We start from the raw sequence: 15,647 nt of genomic DNA on the forward strand, positions 1-15,647 counted from the left end.
GTGAGGGCCGGCGCACCGCAGACGTCGAGGACGGCCAGCGCCGCCTCGGCGGACAGGTCGGCCGGCAGCACGGCCGCGATCGAGCGGCCGAACAGGATGGCGTGCCCGGCGGCCGGGACCTGCTCCGAGCGCCCGTCCCATCCAGCCAGGGCGTCGGTGAGCAGCAGCGGGGTCAGGGTGAGCGAGACCAGGGTGGCGACGCGGTCGCCGGGCATCAGGCCGAGCGGGCTGGTCGGGCCGACCTCGGCGACGCGGCCGATCAACATGCCGCCGGAACCGGTCACCGGGTTGTGCATCTTGCCGCGGGTGGCGACGATGCCGACCACCTCGGTGCGGATGGCTGCACCGTTGCCCGCGTGCTTCTCCGACAGCTGCCGGAACGACGCCGCGTCGAGGTTGAGCCGCTCGACCTCGATGCGGACCTCGTCCGGCCAGAGCTCAGACGTGGCATCCAGGCGCCACGCGGCCTGCGGGAGCGCACCGGCGGGTTCGATCACCCGGTGCAGGCCCAGCGCAGATCCCTCGGATCGCACGCCGCCTCCCTCCGCGACAGGAAGATCTTCGGCTTCAGCATACCGATCCAACAGGATTTCCTGTACCGATTCCGTCCTACGGCTATAGTTTCTCCTGTCTGACGGGCCTGGGACGGCAGATTTGCCTGTTCCGGGTCGTTTGGAGGGGACATGGTTCAGCCGTACCTGTACCAGCGGGTCGAGCTCATCGAGCCCGACTGGACGCGGCTGCCCGGATGGCGTGAGGTCACCGCCGCCCAGTGGGAGTCCGTGCAGTGGCAGCGGGCGCACTGCGTGAAGAACCTGGCCCAACTGCGCGCGGTCCTGGGCGATCTGCTCGCCGAGTCCTTCTACGCCGACCTGACCGCGGACCAGGAACGGCACGCGACGATGTCGATGCTGATTCCCCCTCAGATGCTCAACACGATGGCCGCGACCGCCGCGCTCGGTTCGTTCGCCGACGCCTTCTACGCCGACCCGGTGCGGCGCTACATGCTGCCGGTCGCCTCCGACCGCGACACCGAGTGGCCGAGCCACCCCTACGCCGAGCGTGACTCGCTGCACGAGGCGGAGATGTGGGCTGTCGAGGGGCTGACCCACCGTTACCCGACCAAGGTGCTCGCCGAGCTCACCAACACCTGCCCGCAGTACTGCGGGCACTGCACCCGCATGGATCTGGTCGGCAACTCGACCGCGACGGTGGACAAGCACCGCTTCGAACTCAAGCCCGCCGACCGGCACGACCGGATGCTGGCCTACCTGCGCGCCACCCCGGGCGTGCGCGACGTCGTCGTCTCCGGCGGAGACGTGGCGAACCTGCCCTGGCCGCGCCTGGAGTCCTTCGTCGGGTCACTGCTGGAGATCGAGAACGTCCGCGACATCCGCCTGGCGTCGAAGGGGCTCATCGGCCTGCCGCAGCACTGGATGGACGACGAGGTGCGCGCCGGCATGGAGCGCCTCGCCCGGGTCGCCAGAAGGCGCGGCGTCGGCTTGGCCGTCCACACCCACGCGAACAGCGCCGCCTCGATCACTCCCCTGGTCGCCCGCGCCGCCGGCGGACTGCTCGACGCCGGGGTGCGCGATGTGCGCAACCAGGGCGTGCTGCTGCGCGGGGTCAACGACTCGGTGCCGGCGCTGTTGGACCTGTGCTTCGCCCTGCTCGACGGGGCGGCGATCACGCCGTACTACTTCTACCAGTGCGACATGATCCCCGGCTCCGAGCACTGGCGCCTCTCCCTGGCCCAGGCGCAGAACCTGCAGCACGGGATCATGGGCTACCTGCCCGGCTTCGCGACCCCGCGGATCGTCGCGGACGTCCCCTACGTCGGCAAGCGCTGGGTGCACCAGGTCGAGTCCTACGACCAGGTCCGCGGTATCTCGACCTGGACCAAGAACTACCGGACCTCGATCGAGTCCGACGACACCGCCGCGATCTCCCGGGTCTACCCCTACTACGACCCGATCCACGCGCTCCCCGCGGCCGGTCAGGCCTGGTGGCGCCAGCAGGCGGAGCGCGCCGCGTCGTAGGAACCCGCCGGGCCCAACCCATAGCGCTCGGCCCCGGGGACTTCTACGCTCGGTTCCGCGTGGCCTCGTTGCCGCCCGCACCTCGCCCGGTCGAGCGGTCAGGCCTGCGCCTGGAATCGATGCCCAGCCGATGATGGGAGTTACGATCATGGCCGACGCTCTTGCCCTGCACCGCAAGATGTTCGAGGTCGTCATCGCGCGCGACTACGACGGGTTGCGCGCCTTGCTTCACCCGGACTACGTCTACATGACCTCCGACGGGGTCGAGCAGAAGGGCGCTGATGCCGCGGTCGCCGTGCCCGAGACCTACTTCGCGGCGTTCCCGGACATGGCCTTCGAGTTCCCGCACGAGCACGCGGTCTCCGATTCCGTGTCGATCATCGAGTTCAACGCGAGCGGCACCCACACCGGACCGCTGGGCGACATCCCCGCGACCGGGAAGCGCGCGAGCGTCCATATCTGCAATGTGATCGAGGTCAGGGACGGCCTGATCTACCGCGAGCGGGAGTACTTCGACACGATGCCGATGCTCCAGCAGCTGGGCATCGCCTGAGCCCAGTGGCCCGCCGATAGCGTAGGCGAATGCGCGTACTCGTCACCGGCGGCGCCGGCTTCATCGGGTCACACGTCGTCGAGACATTTCTGACGGCGGGTCACACCGTACGGTCGATGGACGCGCTGCTGCCTGCAGTGCACCCGACGGGGCCGGCGGTCCCGGTCGGCGTCGAGTTCCTCGAGGGCGACGTGAGGGACGTGAACGCGGTCGAGCGTGCCCTGGACGGCATCGACGCGGTGTGTCACCAGGCGGCGATGGTCGGGCTCGGGCTGGACTTCGACGATGCCCCGGAGTACGTGGGGTGCAACGACTACGGCACCGCCGTCCTGCTCGCTGCGATGGGACGCGCGGGCATCCGGCGTCTGGTGCTGGCCAGTTCGATGGTCCTCTACGGCGAGGGTCGCTACGAGTGCCCGAGCGACGGCGTCGTCGCGCCCGGCCCACGGCTCGCGACCGCACTGCGCGACGGCCACTTCGAGCCCACCTGCCCCCGCTGCGGGCAGGACCTGTCCCCCGGCCTCGTCGATGAGACCGCGGCACCGGACCCGCGCAACGTCTACGCCGCGACCAAGCTTGCGCAGGAGCACCTGTCGGCGGCGTTCGCCCGGAGCACCGGGGCGCGGGTGGCGGCGCTGCGCTACCACAACGTCTACGGCCCCCGGATGCCCCGCGACACCCCGTACGCGGGAGTGGCCAGCATCTTCCGTTCGGCGCTGGCCGCGGGGATCGCGCCCAAGGTGTTCGAGGACGGCGCCCAGCGCCGAGACTTCGTGCACGTGCGCGACGTCGCGCTCGCCAACCTCGCGGCCCTGGAGGCGGTCGGCCAGGAGACGGCCTTCACCAGCGGATCCCTGCGGGCCTTCAACGTCGGCAGCGGGACCGTGCGCACCGTCGGTGAACTCGCGGCCGCCCTCGCCCGGGCCTGCGACGGGCCGGCGCCGCTCGTCACCGGCGGCTTCCGGCTCGGCGACGTCCGGCACATCACCGCCTCCTCGCTGCGGCTGCGCGAGGAACTCGGCTGGGCGCCGCGCGAGGACTTCGAGGCCGGCATGGCGGAATTTGCGGCCGCTGCGATGCGGGCCTGAGGCCATGAAGGTCATCGATGCCCGGACCGCGGCCTACGCCGTCCTCTGCGCCGTGCCGGGCCTGATCCTGGCTCTGGCCGGTGCGATGCATCCGCACCTGCTCACGGTCGAGTCCGCGCACGAGTGGTGGACCCTGCACGTCTGGCTGCTCCCGGTCTTCCCGCTGCTCCCGGCGGCGCTCTGTCTGCTGCTGCGTGGCGACGACCGGCCGGTGGCATGGGCGGCCCGGCTCACCGGGTACGCCTTCGCGGTCGGGTACACCGCCCTCGACGTGCTGGACGGGATAGGGGCCGGCCTGGTCGTGGACGCGCGCGGCGAACCCAACGACGTCGTGGTCAACCGGATGTTCGAGATCGGCGACCGCCTCGGTAAGGCCGGGATCTGGGCGCTGCTCGGCTGCGCCCTGCTCACGATCACCGCGCGGTGGACATCCCGAGGAGCATGGGTCCTGGTCCCGGCCGCGCTGGTCTACACCTGGGGCGCCCTGGCCTTTCGGGAGCACCACATCTTCGCCCCGCGCGGAGTCTGGGCGATGCTCGCCCTCGCGCTCGGCACCGCGCTCGTCGCCCTCGCCCCGGCGCGGGGAATTCCGGACCAGCCCGACCAAGCCGTGAAATAGCCGAATGCAGCGGCCCCGCTCCGCGCCCGATATTCGAGGCGCGAAGCGGGGCCGGATTGCCGGTATTCCCCTCCGATTTCCGGATGCGAGAATTAGTTACGCGAGCTTCAGGGTGATGCGCGCGACGCCGACCTTGAAGAACTCGGTCAGGGCGTCGGTGCCGTAGGTCTGGTTCAGCAGGTCCGCGGCGGCCTTGGTCAGGCTGACGGTCGTGCCGAAGAGAACGCCCTCGTTCTTGGCCTGGTCGACCTGCAGCGGCTCCAGGGTGCTCCCGTCCAGGAAGAACAGCGGAGCGCCCTTCACGACCGACTTGCCGTTGGCCGAGACGTCACCGGTCAGCATCGAGGTGCCGGCGTCGACGACGAAGTTGGTCAGCTCGACCTTGGTCTTGCCATCCGTCAGGCTGATTCCGCTGCCGTCGTGCTTGATCGAGCTCTCGACGTACGGGGTGCGGGAGCCGGGAGTGTAGTAGGTGGCGTTGCCGCCGGTGATCGGGAAGGACAGCGTGCCGTCCTTGAGCTTCGCGGTGCCGACCACGCCCGGGGTGAGCTTGAGCGAGGTCAGGCCCTCCAGGAAGCCGGCGTCGACGACAACCTCGGTCATCTTGCCGGTCAGGTTGGTCAGGCTGGCCACGGGCTCGGTGCTCGCCGCGGCGGGCGCGTCGGCCTTCGAGTCATCGCCGCAAGCGGAGAGGCCGAAGACCATGGCGCCGGCGATGGCGGTCGCCGAGGCAGCCTTGGCGAGATTACGGATGCGCATTTGGGGGTCCCTTTCAGCGGACTGTTTCTCTAGTGCCGCCTATTCGGATCACCCCGGGACAAGGGTTGGTACCACTTCTGTCACCGGGGTCACATCGAATTCGGAATCCCCTATTTCCTATTTCAGACCAGGGCAGGCAGGGAAAGCTCGAAGCGGCACCCGCCGCCGAAGTTGGCGACGGTGACCTCCCCTGCGTGCGCTTCGGCGATTCCGCGGACAATGGCCAGGCCCAGGCCGGCGCCGCCGTCCGGTGACGGGGTGCGGGCGTGGTTGCCGCGCCAGGCGACGTCGAACACGCGCGGTAGGTCCTCCTCCGGGATGCCCCCGCAGCCGTCGGTGACCGCGATCGTGGCCTGACCGTCCCGGGTCCCGAGCTCGATCTCGACCACGCCGTCGGAGGGCGTGTGCCGGATCGCGTTCACCACCAGGTTGTTGACCAGGCGGGACAGTTCGCGGCTGTCGGCGCGCACAACGACGTCCGCCGGGGCGTGCCCGCGCAGCACGATGCCGCGCTCGCGGGCGATTGCGTCCGCCCCGGCCAGGGTGTCGCTGACCAGATCGGACAGCGAGATGCGGTCCAGGGAGAGCTTGAGCGCGCCGGCCTGGATGACAGCGAGTTCGAACAGGTCGTCGACCATCCCGGCCAGCCGGTCGACCTCCATCCGGATCTGCTTGCGGTAGCGCGCGGGGTCCTCGGCGACGCCGTCCTCCAGCGCCTCGGCCATCGCCCTGATTCCGGCCAGCGGCGAGCGCAGGTCGTGCGAGACCCAGGCGATCAGTTCCCGACGCGAGGCCTCCAGCGTGACCTCGCGGGTGTGCGACTCGCCCAGGCGCTGTCGGGCGGCCTCCAGCTCGCGCCCCAGCGCGGCGAACTCCACGCTCAGCCGGGCACTGGTGGGCGCGGCCAGCTCGGTGAGGGCGCTGACGTCCCCGATCGCCCGGGTCTGCGCCGTCAGGACCCGGCTCTCCTCCGCGAGGTTGTGCGCGAGGAACCCGGACACGCCGGCCATCAGCACGGCGACGACGATGCTTACCAGGATCAGCACACCGAAGTCGTGGTCGGACAGGAACATCGCGTGCGCGGTGCCCAGGCTGGCCGCGATCACCGCGGCGACCGTGGTCAGGCAGAGCACCAGCAACGAGGAGCGCAGCGAGCGGCGACGCGTCGCCCGGAGCAGTGCGGTGCCCACGATGGCGACCGCGCCGGACCAGCCGAGCGCGATCAGGATGACCTCGACCTCGTCGCTCATCGGCTACCCATTCGACTACGCCGCCGCGCTGGTGGGCGGGTCGAACCGGTAGCCGACCCCCCATACCGTGACCAGCAACCGCGGATCGGCGGGGTCGGCCTCGATCTTCTCCCGCAGCCGTCGCACGTGCACGGTGACGGTGGACTGGTCGCCGAACTCCCAGCCCCACACGGCGCGCATCAGGGCCTCCCGGGTGAACGCCTCACTGGGGTGGGCGAGCAGGAAAGCGAGCAGATCGAACTCACGACTGGTCAGCTGCAGCGGCTCGCCGTGGTGGGTGACCCGGTGGCCGGTGACGTCCATCCGGATCGGGCCGGCCTCCAGAACGTCAGGGGCGTTCGGGGCGGGCACGTCGCCACCACCGGCCCGGCGCAGCACGGAACGGACCCGCAGCACCAGCTCACGCGGACTGAACGGCTTCGTCACGTAATCGTCGGCCCCGACCTCCAGACCGACCACCCGGTCGTTCTCCGACCCGAGCGCGGTCAGCATGATCACCGGAACCTCACCGCCGGCCCGCAGCCGCCGGCAGACCTCAAGGCCGTCGATACCGGGGAGCATCAGGTCCAGCACCACCAGGTCGGGCCAGTCCCGGGCGGCGGCGGCCAGCGCCGCGTCCCCGTCCGGCGCGTGCTCCACCTCGTAGCCGGCGTGCTTGAGGTAGGTGACCACGACCTCGGCCACCGTGAGGTCGTCCTCGACGACAAGTACGCGGCTGCTCACAGGACCGAGTTTAGGGACGGCAGGACCAGGGAAGCCGGTTCCCTGTGCGGGCGTCAGAACTACGTAACCGGCCGCGGCCGCATCCAGCCGTCGGGCGGCACTACCTTCCAGGGGTGAGTCACTCATCTCGCCGGCCCAATCCGTCAGGAGTACACGTCAGCTCCGAACAGTGCCCCGTGGACGTCATCCTGCCCTGCCTCGACGAGGCCGCCGCCCTGCCGTGGGTGCTCGAGCGGATGCCGGCGTGGGCGCACCCGATCGTGGTCGACAACGGGTCCACGGACGGGTCGGCCCGGATCGCCGACGAGCTCGGTGCGCAAGTGGTGCACGAACCGCGCCGCGGCTTCGGCGCCGCCGCGCACGCCGGACTGCTCGCCGCCACCGCCGACCTGGTCGCCTTCTGCGACTGCGACGCCTCGATGGACCCGGGTCAGTTGGCGCGCGTTGCCGACCCGGTGCGCTCGGGTACCGCTGACCTCGTGCTCGGCCGACGCCGCCCGACCGCCGGCTCCTGGCCGCTTCATGCGCGCCTCGCCAACCGGGTGCTCGCGTTTCAGATGACCCGTCAGACCGGGGTGCGCCTGCACGACCTGGGCCCGATGCGGGTGGCGCGACGCGCCGATCTTCTCGCGTTGGACCTCCGTGACCGTCGCTTCGGCTACCCGCTGGAGATGGTGCTGTCCGCCGCGAAGGCCGACTGGCGCATCGCCGAGTGCGACATCGACTACACGCCCAGGATCGGCAAGTCCAAGGTGACCGGGACGGTTCGCGGAACCGTACGGACCGTGCGCGACATGCGGGCCGTGATGGCTCAATGATCGGCCCAGTGACCACCATCGTTGTCATGGCCAAGACGCCGGTGACCGGACAGGTGAAAACCCGGTTGTGTCCGCCGTTCACCCCGCTCCAGGCCGCCCAGCTCGCCCAGGAAGCTCTGCTCGACACCCTGGACACCGTGCTGGCCACCCCGGCCACCCGGCGGGTCCTGGCCCTGGCCGGCTCCCCCGGCGCCTGGGTCCCGGCTGGGTTCGAGGTCGTCGCGCAACACGGCGACGGGCTGGACGAACGGATCGCGAACGCCCTCGCCCCACTGTCCGGTCCGGTGCTGGTGATCGGGATGGACACTCCACAACTGACGGTTCGTCATCTCACACTGCCGTGGGCTCCCTACGACGCGTGGTTCGGACCGGCCGCCGACGGCGGATTCTGGGGCCTCGGCCTCCGCGACCCGGACCCCGAGCTCGTGCGCGGCGTTCCGATGTCTTGTACCGACACCGGTGCGATCCAGCTGGCCCGCCTCCGCGCCGCCGGTCTCAGCGTGGGCATCCTTCCGACCCTGCGCGACGTCGACACCGCCGAGGATGCCGAGGCAGTCGCTGCCGCGGCTCCGGGCTCCCGCTTCGCCGCTCGGCACTCCGCGCTCACCGCCGATCTTTCAGCCGATGTCTCAGCCGATCTCGAGGTCACCAGTGTCGGTTGAGGCAAGCCCCGAGGTCCGCTGCTGGGGACCGGCCCTGGTTTCGCGCTACGAAGAGGCCCTCCGCTCTGCGACGGCGCTGCGGGTGCACGACGAGGCCGGCGCCGCGCTGCCCTTCGACACCGCGCGCTGGCTGGACCGCCCGGACGCCGCCGACGAATCCCTGTTGGGCCGCTGCACCGGGCCGACGATCGATGTCGGCTGCGGTCCGGGCCGCCTCGTCCAGACCCTGACCGCGCGCGGAGTTCCCTCGCTCGGCGTCGACGTCTCCGGCGCCGCCGTCAGGATCGCGCGGTCCTCCGGCGCGATGGTGCTGCGACGCTCGATCTTCGACCGCCTCCCCGGCGCCGGGCGCTGGGAGGTCGCGCTGCTCGCCGACGGCAACATCGGCATCGGCGGGAACACCGCCCGCCTGTTGGTCCGAGTGCGCGAGCTGCTCGCTCCCGGTGGACACGCGCTCGTCGAGGTCGAGCCCGGACACGAGGTCGGGCACTTCACCGCCACCCTCACCGGGCCGTCCGGCGAGACCGTTGCGACTTTCCCGTGGGCCCGGATCGGGGCTGCGCCCCTGATCGAGCTCGCCGAACCGCTCGGCTACGTCGCCGAAGAGCACTGGTCGGTGAAGGAGCGTCAGTTCGTGGCGCTACGCCGATGCTGACCACCGTGCGCGCCCGCGTCGCCGCGGGGAACGAGTGGGTGGCCGCGCACCCGCCGCCGGGGCCGTTCCCGGCCGGCTTCTGGCGCAGCCCGATCCGTGGTCCCTGGCTGACCTCGGTGTTCGGGGCGATCCTGCTGGTCGGCATCCCGGTCATGTTCCTCACCGGCCTGCTGTCCTATCTGGCCTACAACCCGTGGCTGCCCGGCAACGACGGCCGACACGCCTCCGGCGTGCTGACCTTCATCCCCTTCCACTGGCCGGCCTCGCCGTCCTGGGGCTACCGGGTCACGCAGGGCCTGCACGTCACCCTCGGCGTGGTCCTGGTGCCGGTGGTGCTCGGCAAGTTGTGGTCGGTGATCCCGAAGCTGTTCACCTGGCCGCCGGCGAAGTCCCCGGCGCAGGCCGTGGAGCGGCTCTCCCTGTTCCTGCTGGTCGGCGGCGCGATGCTGACCTTCGCCACCGGGCTGCTCAACATCCAGTACTGGTACCGCTTCCCGGGCTCGTTCTACGTGCTGCACTTCTACGCCGCCTGGATCTTCGTCGCCTCGGCCGCTGCGCACGTCGCCCTGAAGATCCCGGTGATGCGCGCGGCCCTCCGGGAGCGCCGCCTGCGCGATGAACTGCGCACCGACCTCGCGCATACCGAACCGGAGCAACACACCCCGGACGGCCTGGTCAGCGCCAGGCCGGCCGCCCCGACGATCTCCCGGCGCGGTGCGCTCGGCCTGGTCGGCGCCGGGTCGCTGACCGCGCTGGTCATGGTCGGCCCGCAGACCGTCGGTGGACCGGTGAGCCGCCTCGGCCTGCTCTCCCCGCGCGGCGGCTACGACACCGGCGACGGACCCAACGACTTCCAGGTCAACACCACGGCCGACGAAGCCCGGATCACCCCAGCGCTGGTCGGCGGCCTCTGGCGACTGGAGATCCTCGGCGGTGCGAACCCGGTGGCGCTCGACCGCGAGGACCTGCTCGCGATGGAACAGCACGAGGCCGACCTGGCGATCGCCTGCGTAGAGGGCTGGTCGAGTGGCCGCCAGACCTGGCGCGGCGTGCGACTGCGGGACCTGGCCGCGCTGTCCGGGGTCGACGGTCCCGGCTCGGTCTACGTCGAGTCCCTGCAGGACGGCGGCGCCTTCGGCCGCGGCCGCCTGGCGGGCAATCAGATCCGGGCCGGCGACAGTCTGCTCGCACTGCAGGTGAACGGTGCGGAGCTGTCGCTGGACCACGGCTTCCCGGCGCGGATCATCGTGCCCAACAACCCCGGTGTGCGGAACACCAAGTGGGTCACCCGAATGACGTTCGAAGCATGACGACCGTGACCGGCCCCGACGCCGGACCCGGCACCGGTCCTCTCGCCTCGGTGCGCCGCCTCTACGGCGAGCACCCGGCGCACTTCGTCGTGCTCGTGCTCTCCTTCATTCCGGCCGCGCTGGCCTTCACGCAGCTGCTCGACGAACGGCCGTTCGCAGTCGGCAAGTGGTTCCTCGGCGGCGCGATCCTGCACGACGGTCTGCTGCTGCCGCTCTACGTCCTGCTCGACGCGGCCGTCCTGACGCTGTGGCGCCGGCGGCCCGGCCGGGTCGCGTGGCTGAACTTCGTCCGGTTCCCGTTGGCCGTGTCCGGAATGCTGCTGCTGATCTTCTCGCCGTTGATCCTGCGTCAGGCCGAGTCGTACCAGTACAAGACCGGACGGTCGCTGGACGGCTTCGCCGGGCGGTGGTTGCTGGTCACCGCGATCCTCGCGGCAGTATCGGCACTGTGGTACCTCGCCCGGGTGGTCTGGGTTCGCCGGCACACGCCTCGATGAACGGGCGGGCCCGGCTGCTGGTGGCGCTGCTGGCCTTCGCCGGAGTTCTCGTCACCGAGGTCGGCGCGCTTCGGATGGGTGACCCCGCTACTGCGGACGGAACTCGCCGGCTGCTGTTCTGGTACGCCGGTGCCGCGGCCTGCTTCCTGCTCGGAGCCTGGCTGGTGCGACAGCTGCCGGCGCGGCGTTCGCTGACCGCCGCGATCGCGGGCGGGGCCCTGCTGCAGGTGGTTGCGGTGGGCTACTCACCCACCAGCACCGACGACTTCTGGCGCTACCTGTGGGACGGCAAGGTCCAGGCCGCCGGGTACGACCCATACCACTACGCGCCGCTGGACCCGGCGCTGGCCCACCTGCGCGACGCCGAGATCTTCCCGCCCGACCCGCGCACCCCGGCCCAGGCCCAGGCCGCGCAGGCCGACGGGCGCACCGATGCGTGCACCACCCGCGGCGAACCGCACGACTGCACGCTGATCAATCGGCCGGGCGTGCGCACGATCTACCCGCCGGTGGCCGAGTTCTCCTTCCTGTGGCTGCACTACCTCTCCCCCGGCGAGCACCGGGTGGTGGCGTTGCAGCTCGCGATGGCGGCGCTCGCCGTCGCGGTGTCCCTCGCGCTGGCCTGGGCCTTGCGCCGCAATGACCGCGACCCGCGCGGGGTGGTCTGGTGGACGTGGTGCCCGGTGGTGTGGCTGGAGTGCGGCAACAACGCGCACATCGACGTGCTCGGCGTCCTGCTGCTGGTGCTCGCCCTGGCAGTCCTGACACAGCATCAGTTGTCGACGCGACGTCTCGGCGCCGCAGGTGCGCTGTTCGGAGCGGCGATCGCGGTGAAGTTGGTCCCGATGCTGATCGCCCCTGTCCTGCTGTTCCGGCGCGGCCACGTCGTGCTGGCCGCGGCCGTCGGCGCGTTCGTCGTGGGGTACCTGCCGCATCTGCTGGCCGTAGGCACCGACGTGCTCGGCTATCTCCCCGGCTACCTCGAAGAGGAGGGGTATTCCGGCGAGCAGCGCTTCGGCGCGGTCCGACTGCTGATGCCCGACGCGGTGGCGCCCACCGTCGCGGTGCTCATCGGCGGCGCCATCGCCGCCTGGGTAATACGCCGTGCCATCACGCGCACCCGGCCCGTCGCTGAAGACGCCCTGCTGCTGGTTGGCGCCGCCTTCGTGCTGGTCGGCCCGAGCCAGCCCTGGTACGGCCTGATGCTCGTCGCGCTCGCGGTGCTCGCCGACCGCCCCGAGTGGTTGGCGGTTGCGGCCGCAACCTACCCGGTCTACGAGGCCGGGAACCTGGGGGTGGACAACTCCGAGATGCAGCAGCGGGCGTACCTGCCGGCCGCGCTCTTCGTGGTGGCCGTCAGCGTCCTGCGCGCCAGCACTCGGCGTCGAAGTACCACTTCTCGCCCCGCAGATGCCAGGCGAATTCCCCACCGGACGTATAGCCCTGGTCCATGACGGCCCGCACCTCGGCCGGAAAACCGGCGGAGAACTCGTAGCCGGTGACGTTGCCGTCGTCGCCGTTCACATCAACCGAGGTCACCTTGACCGTGGCGCCCGGCGCGGACTTGGCGAAGAAGGCTGCAAGCTCCGCGACCTCCTCGCGGTCGTTCGCCCGGCACACCTGGGGATCCAGGAAGGCCGCGGCTTCTGCGCCCTTGCCTGCCACCAGGGCGCTTGTGTAATTCGTGGCCGCGGTGAGCAGGAGGCTCTGCTTCTGCCCGCCGGGGAGGGCGGACGTGCCGGTCGGCTCGTCGGACCCGCCGTCGCGCATCAGGAAGAACACCAACGCCAGCACCACCGACAACCCGACCGCGACCGCCGTGCGGCGGGAGCGCAGTGGTGCCCCGAGGTCTCCGCCCGGCGCCATCGGCGGTGCGGGATGGGCGCCAGGCGGTGGCGGGGCCGGGAACCAGACCCAGCTGCCGTAGCCGTCGACGGCACCGGGGACCAAACGCCAGACGCCCGACGTGCCGTCGGGTGAAGGCGGCTGCTCCGCGGGCTGCCAGTCGTAGCGCCAGGATCCGTCGGCAAGCCGAACCGGCACCCACTCGCCCGTAGCCGTGCCGGATTGCGTCATAGCGGGAATCATCCCGTCGGCCGCCCCCGCAGAGGTGGACTGCGGGTTAACGCCGGATGTTCGGTCCGACTCACGGGGTCTGCAAGGAGGTGAACGCCGGACATCCGCCCTCTGGGCAGCTGGGACAGTGGGGCGGGAGCTACTTGCGGCCACCTAACTGGGTGATCCTGTTCGCCTTGAGGTCATACGGGGCGTTGGCAGTCTGGGTCTCGGTCAGGTCGTCACAGCTGACGATGGCGACCACCACGGGGTAGCTCCGCAGCGAGCTGATCTGACGCCCCGTCAGGGCGAACTTGAAGGTGTTCCCGATCCGGATGACCCGGGCCCGGTGTCCGTCCTCGTCCAGACCGACCAGGGTCACGGTGAACGGCGAGACCGACTGCGGGCGGATCTGGGTGAAGGACTGGAACGGGCTGGTCGAGGAGCCGTCGCTGATGACGGTGTTGCCGACCTTGACATCGTCGATGTACCAGCCGCCCTGGTTGACCAGCGGGTCGGACAGGTACCGGAAGCCGAGGATCACCTTCTGCCCGGCATACGGGCTCAGGTCGAAGGTGACGGTGGTCGGCAGGCCAGAGGACCCGGTCACCGCGTTGCCCACCGGCGCGGGGGCGGCGGTCGGCACCGTCGCGGAGTTCGCCAGCGACTTGTAGGTCTTGCCGCCGTCGGTGGAGACGACGGTGTAGCCGTAGTCGAAGCCGCTCTCCATGTTGTAGCTGGTGACATAGCTCAAGGTCGGCGCATCAGCCGGCACCGTCACCTCGAAGGCGGCGGAGGCGTCGTTGCGCCCGGCGTTGCCGGAGAACAGCGCCGGGTTGTCCAGCTGGCTCGGCGGCAGGGTCGGCGGCGGGATGTCGGGCAGCGGCGGGACGCCCTGCTGCTGCGGGAACGACAGGGTCGGCAGCAACGGGACCTGGGGCACGACCGACCACAGCAACGGCGCCGCATCCAGCACCTTGCGGCCGGTGAAGGACAGCGATCTCAGATCGGCGCCGTCGAGCAGGCCGGCGCCGGTGCCGCGCAGCGGCACGAAGTCCGCGCCGTTCGGCGCCGCGCCGGGCGTCACGTAGGCCGAGGTGTTCAGCAGGTTGATGTAGGACTTCAGGCTTGCCGAGGTGACCCGACTCTTCGCGATCCCGTCGACCCGGCCGTCCTTGCCGCCGACGGCCCGGTCGATCAGCGTCATCACCTGGAAGTCGTGCAGGACATCGGTGAGCTTGTCGCCCTTGCCGTCCTTCTTGAGCGCCGCAGCCACGCTGTCCAGGCCCTGCAGGGCGCTGTCGCGGTGGATGTCCTCGAGCATCTTCGGCCCGTAGCGGTCCTTGAGGAACAGCAGGAACGACCAGGCGATGCCGTAGTCGGCGAGAATCTCCGCGCCCTGGCCCTCGTCACCCCAGATCGTGAGGGAGTTCTGCGGCCCGCCGCACGGGCGCGCGTTCGGCTGGTACTTGGTGGTGACCGTGCCGAAGCCCTGGTAGCAGGCGATGTGGGACTCGAACTTGTGCTGGAACACCGAGCGGTCCGGGTCGCCGTAGCCGGTGACGGTGAGCGCGTAGTCCGAGAGGCCCTCGTTGATGAAGTTCACCTCGGCCGGGTCCACGTAGTACTGCAGCAGGTGCTGGTACTCGTGGGCGAAGATCCCCTCGTACAGCAGCGGGCGCGAGGGCCGGCTGATGCAGACGTCGTCGTTGGGTTCGTGCTTGGGCGCCCGGCCGGTGCGGTGTGCCCAGTCGTAGGCGTCGATGGTCAAGATGTTGCGGTCGGTCATCTCGTTGAACTGGCGGGAGAAGAAGCCGGCCACGTAGGTCTGGTTGGTCGGGAAGTCGTAGAAGTTCGGGTCCCGCACGTTGTCGACGAGGGTGACGACCTTGTTGCCGTCCCCCGAGAAGTCGACACCCGCGGTCGGGCCGGTGGTCGCCGCGCCCGCGCCGTTGCGCGCCGGCGCGACGCTGAACGCCTTGGACTCCTTCGGCAGCATGACGTCGTCGTACTGGTGGAGGAGGGAGTCGATCTGCTGGTCGGTGATGGTGGTGCTGTTCGGCACCACGGTCCGGCAGTCTCCTGCCGGGAAGCTGGTGCCGACCACGTTGTCCGGGCCGGCCCCGCTGGCCACCCAGACCTCGATGTTCTTGCCGACCCCGCGCAGCGTGTACTCCTTCACGTACACGGTCTGCTTGACCTGGTCGAGCGACGGCCACATCCGCTTGGTCCCGACCGAGGGCGTCCCGGCGGCAGCAGCGGTGGTCGCGGTGCGCAGCTGGGCGGACCCGGCCGGCGTCTGCTGCCAGGCGGCCAGGGTGTCGGCCACGGAGCCAGCGAAGGGGTAACGGGTGACGTCGGGAAGCTCCTCGGGTAGCACGTCGGCGTACTCGAACGCGGGGACCGCCGCTGCGGAGGGGGCTTCGGCCAGCGCGGCGCCGCCGTAGGTGGTCGCGGCCGCCCCGATCAGCAGGGCCGCGCCCGCCACCCCGGCGATCCCTCGGATGTGCCGCATGTGGTTCCCCTCCAGGGTACGAACTTCCAGCCTCACCTGCGGCAGCACCGATTCGGGGCGAACTGCACGCATTTGACTATCTACATACGTCAACGACGCAGCTC

Annotated in this window: 15 protein-coding genes and 1 pseudogene; 10 read left to right on the forward strand and 6 right to left on the reverse strand. The window is 70.5% G+C overall.

Features of this window, described 5'->3' with window-relative positions; all coding sequences use genetic code 11:
• Positions 1–533: pseudogene (locus H0X00_RS04120) on the reverse strand (L-erythro-3,5-diaminohexanoate dehydrogenase); the annotation flags it as partial.
• Positions 534–683: 150 nt separating this feature from the next.
• Between H0X00_RS04120 and H0X00_RS04125 the strand changes: the two are divergent.
• From H0X00_RS04125 to H0X00_RS04140, 4 genes are all read left to right on the forward strand, one after another.
• Positions 684–2,039 (forward strand): lysine 2,3-aminomutase, encoded by a 1,356-nt coding sequence (locus tag H0X00_RS04125; protein WP_293767482.1) that lies wholly within the window; start codon positions 684–686, stop codon positions 2,037–2,039.
• 148 nt (positions 2,040–2,187) lie between these two features.
• Complete coding sequence (locus tag H0X00_RS04130) at positions 2,188–2,592, forward strand: ester cyclase (protein ID WP_293767483.1); 405 nt, start codon at positions 2,188–2,190, stop codon at positions 2,590–2,592.
• A gap of 29 nt (positions 2,593–2,621) precedes the next feature.
• Complete coding sequence (locus H0X00_RS04135; RefSeq protein WP_293767484.1) at positions 2,622–3,680, forward strand: NAD-dependent epimerase/dehydratase family protein; 1,059 nt, start codon at positions 2,622–2,624, stop codon at positions 3,678–3,680.
• 4 nt (positions 3,681–3,684) lie between these two features.
• Entirely contained in the window at positions 3,685–4,299 is a 615-nt protein-coding gene (locus H0X00_RS04140) for a hypothetical protein (protein WP_293767485.1), read from the forward strand.
• A gap of 96 nt (positions 4,300–4,395) precedes the next feature.
• On the opposite strand, the gene H0X00_RS04145 is transcribed toward H0X00_RS04140, so the two are convergent.
• The 3 genes from H0X00_RS04145 to H0X00_RS04155 all read right to left on the reverse strand — a co-directional run bounded on the left by H0X00_RS04145 (position 4,396) and on the right by H0X00_RS04155 (position 7,031).
• Positions 4,396–5,058 carry a hypothetical protein gene (locus tag H0X00_RS04145; RefSeq protein ID WP_293767486.1) on the reverse strand — a complete coding sequence of 221 codons (663 nt, stop codon included), beginning with the start codon at positions 5,056–5,058 and terminating at the stop codon, positions 4,396–4,398.
• A 122-nt stretch (positions 5,059–5,180) separates the two neighbouring features.
• A complete protein-coding gene (locus H0X00_RS04150; RefSeq protein WP_293767487.1) occupies positions 5,181–6,308 on the reverse strand; it encodes a HAMP domain-containing sensor histidine kinase in 1,128 nt (375 codons plus the stop codon).
• 15 nt (positions 6,309–6,323) lie between these two features.
• Positions 6,324–7,031: a response regulator transcription factor gene (locus H0X00_RS04155; protein ID WP_293767488.1), complete on the reverse strand. Its 708-nt coding sequence runs from the start codon at positions 7,029–7,031 to the stop codon at positions 6,324–6,326.
• 176 nt (positions 7,032–7,207) lie between these two features.
• Here H0X00_RS04155 and H0X00_RS04160 point away from each other — a divergent pair, with 176 nt between their 5' ends.
• From H0X00_RS04160 to H0X00_RS04185, 6 genes are read left to right on the forward strand one after another with little or no spacing between them, the layout of a single operon-like run.
• Positions 7,208–7,849 (forward strand): glycosyltransferase family 2 protein, encoded by a 642-nt coding sequence (locus H0X00_RS04160; RefSeq protein WP_293767489.1) that lies wholly within the window; start codon positions 7,208–7,210, stop codon positions 7,847–7,849.
• Between the two features lie 8 nt (positions 7,850–7,857).
• Positions 7,858–8,511: a DUF2064 domain-containing protein gene (locus H0X00_RS04165; RefSeq protein ID WP_293767490.1), complete on the forward strand. Its 654-nt coding sequence runs from the start codon at positions 7,858–7,860 to the stop codon at positions 8,509–8,511.
• Complete coding sequence (locus tag H0X00_RS04170; protein ID WP_293767491.1) at positions 8,501–9,166, forward strand: methyltransferase domain-containing protein; 666 nt, start codon at positions 8,501–8,503, stop codon at positions 9,164–9,166. The genes H0X00_RS04165 and H0X00_RS04170 overlap by 11 nt, the downstream gene beginning before the upstream one ends.
• A complete protein-coding gene (locus H0X00_RS04175) occupies positions 9,160–10,476 on the forward strand; it encodes a molybdopterin-dependent oxidoreductase (protein ID WP_293767492.1) in 1,317 nt (438 codons plus the stop codon). The genes H0X00_RS04170 and H0X00_RS04175 overlap by 7 nt, the downstream gene beginning before the upstream one ends.
• Positions 10,473–10,973, forward strand: a complete 501-nt coding sequence (locus tag H0X00_RS04180) for a hypothetical protein (protein WP_293767494.1) — start codon at positions 10,473–10,475, stop codon at positions 10,971–10,973. The genes H0X00_RS04175 and H0X00_RS04180 overlap by 4 nt, the downstream gene beginning before the upstream one ends.
• Positions 10,970–12,427: a glycosyltransferase family 87 protein gene (locus H0X00_RS04185; protein WP_293767495.1), complete on the forward strand. Its 1,458-nt coding sequence runs from the start codon at positions 10,970–10,972 to the stop codon at positions 12,425–12,427. Before H0X00_RS04180 ends, H0X00_RS04185 begins: the two co-directional genes overlap by 4 nt.
• Here the strand turns inward: H0X00_RS04185 and H0X00_RS04190 are convergent.
• Positions 12,330–13,049, reverse strand: coding sequence for a hypothetical protein (locus H0X00_RS04190; protein WP_293767496.1), 720 nt, complete (start codon positions 13,047–13,049; stop codon positions 12,330–12,332). The two genes, H0X00_RS04185 and H0X00_RS04190, sit on opposite strands and share 98 nt — an antisense overlap.
• A gap of 139 nt (positions 13,050–13,188) precedes the next feature.
• Positions 13,189–15,543: an immune inhibitor A domain-containing protein gene (locus H0X00_RS04195; protein ID WP_293767498.1), complete on the reverse strand. Its 2,355-nt coding sequence runs from the start codon at positions 15,541–15,543 to the stop codon at positions 13,189–13,191.
• Positions 15,544–15,647 lie beyond the last annotated feature (104 nt).

This window comes from Sporichthya sp. (assembly GCF_013815995.1).
GTDB lineage: Bacteria > Actinomycetota > Actinomycetes > Sporichthyales > Sporichthyaceae > Sporichthya.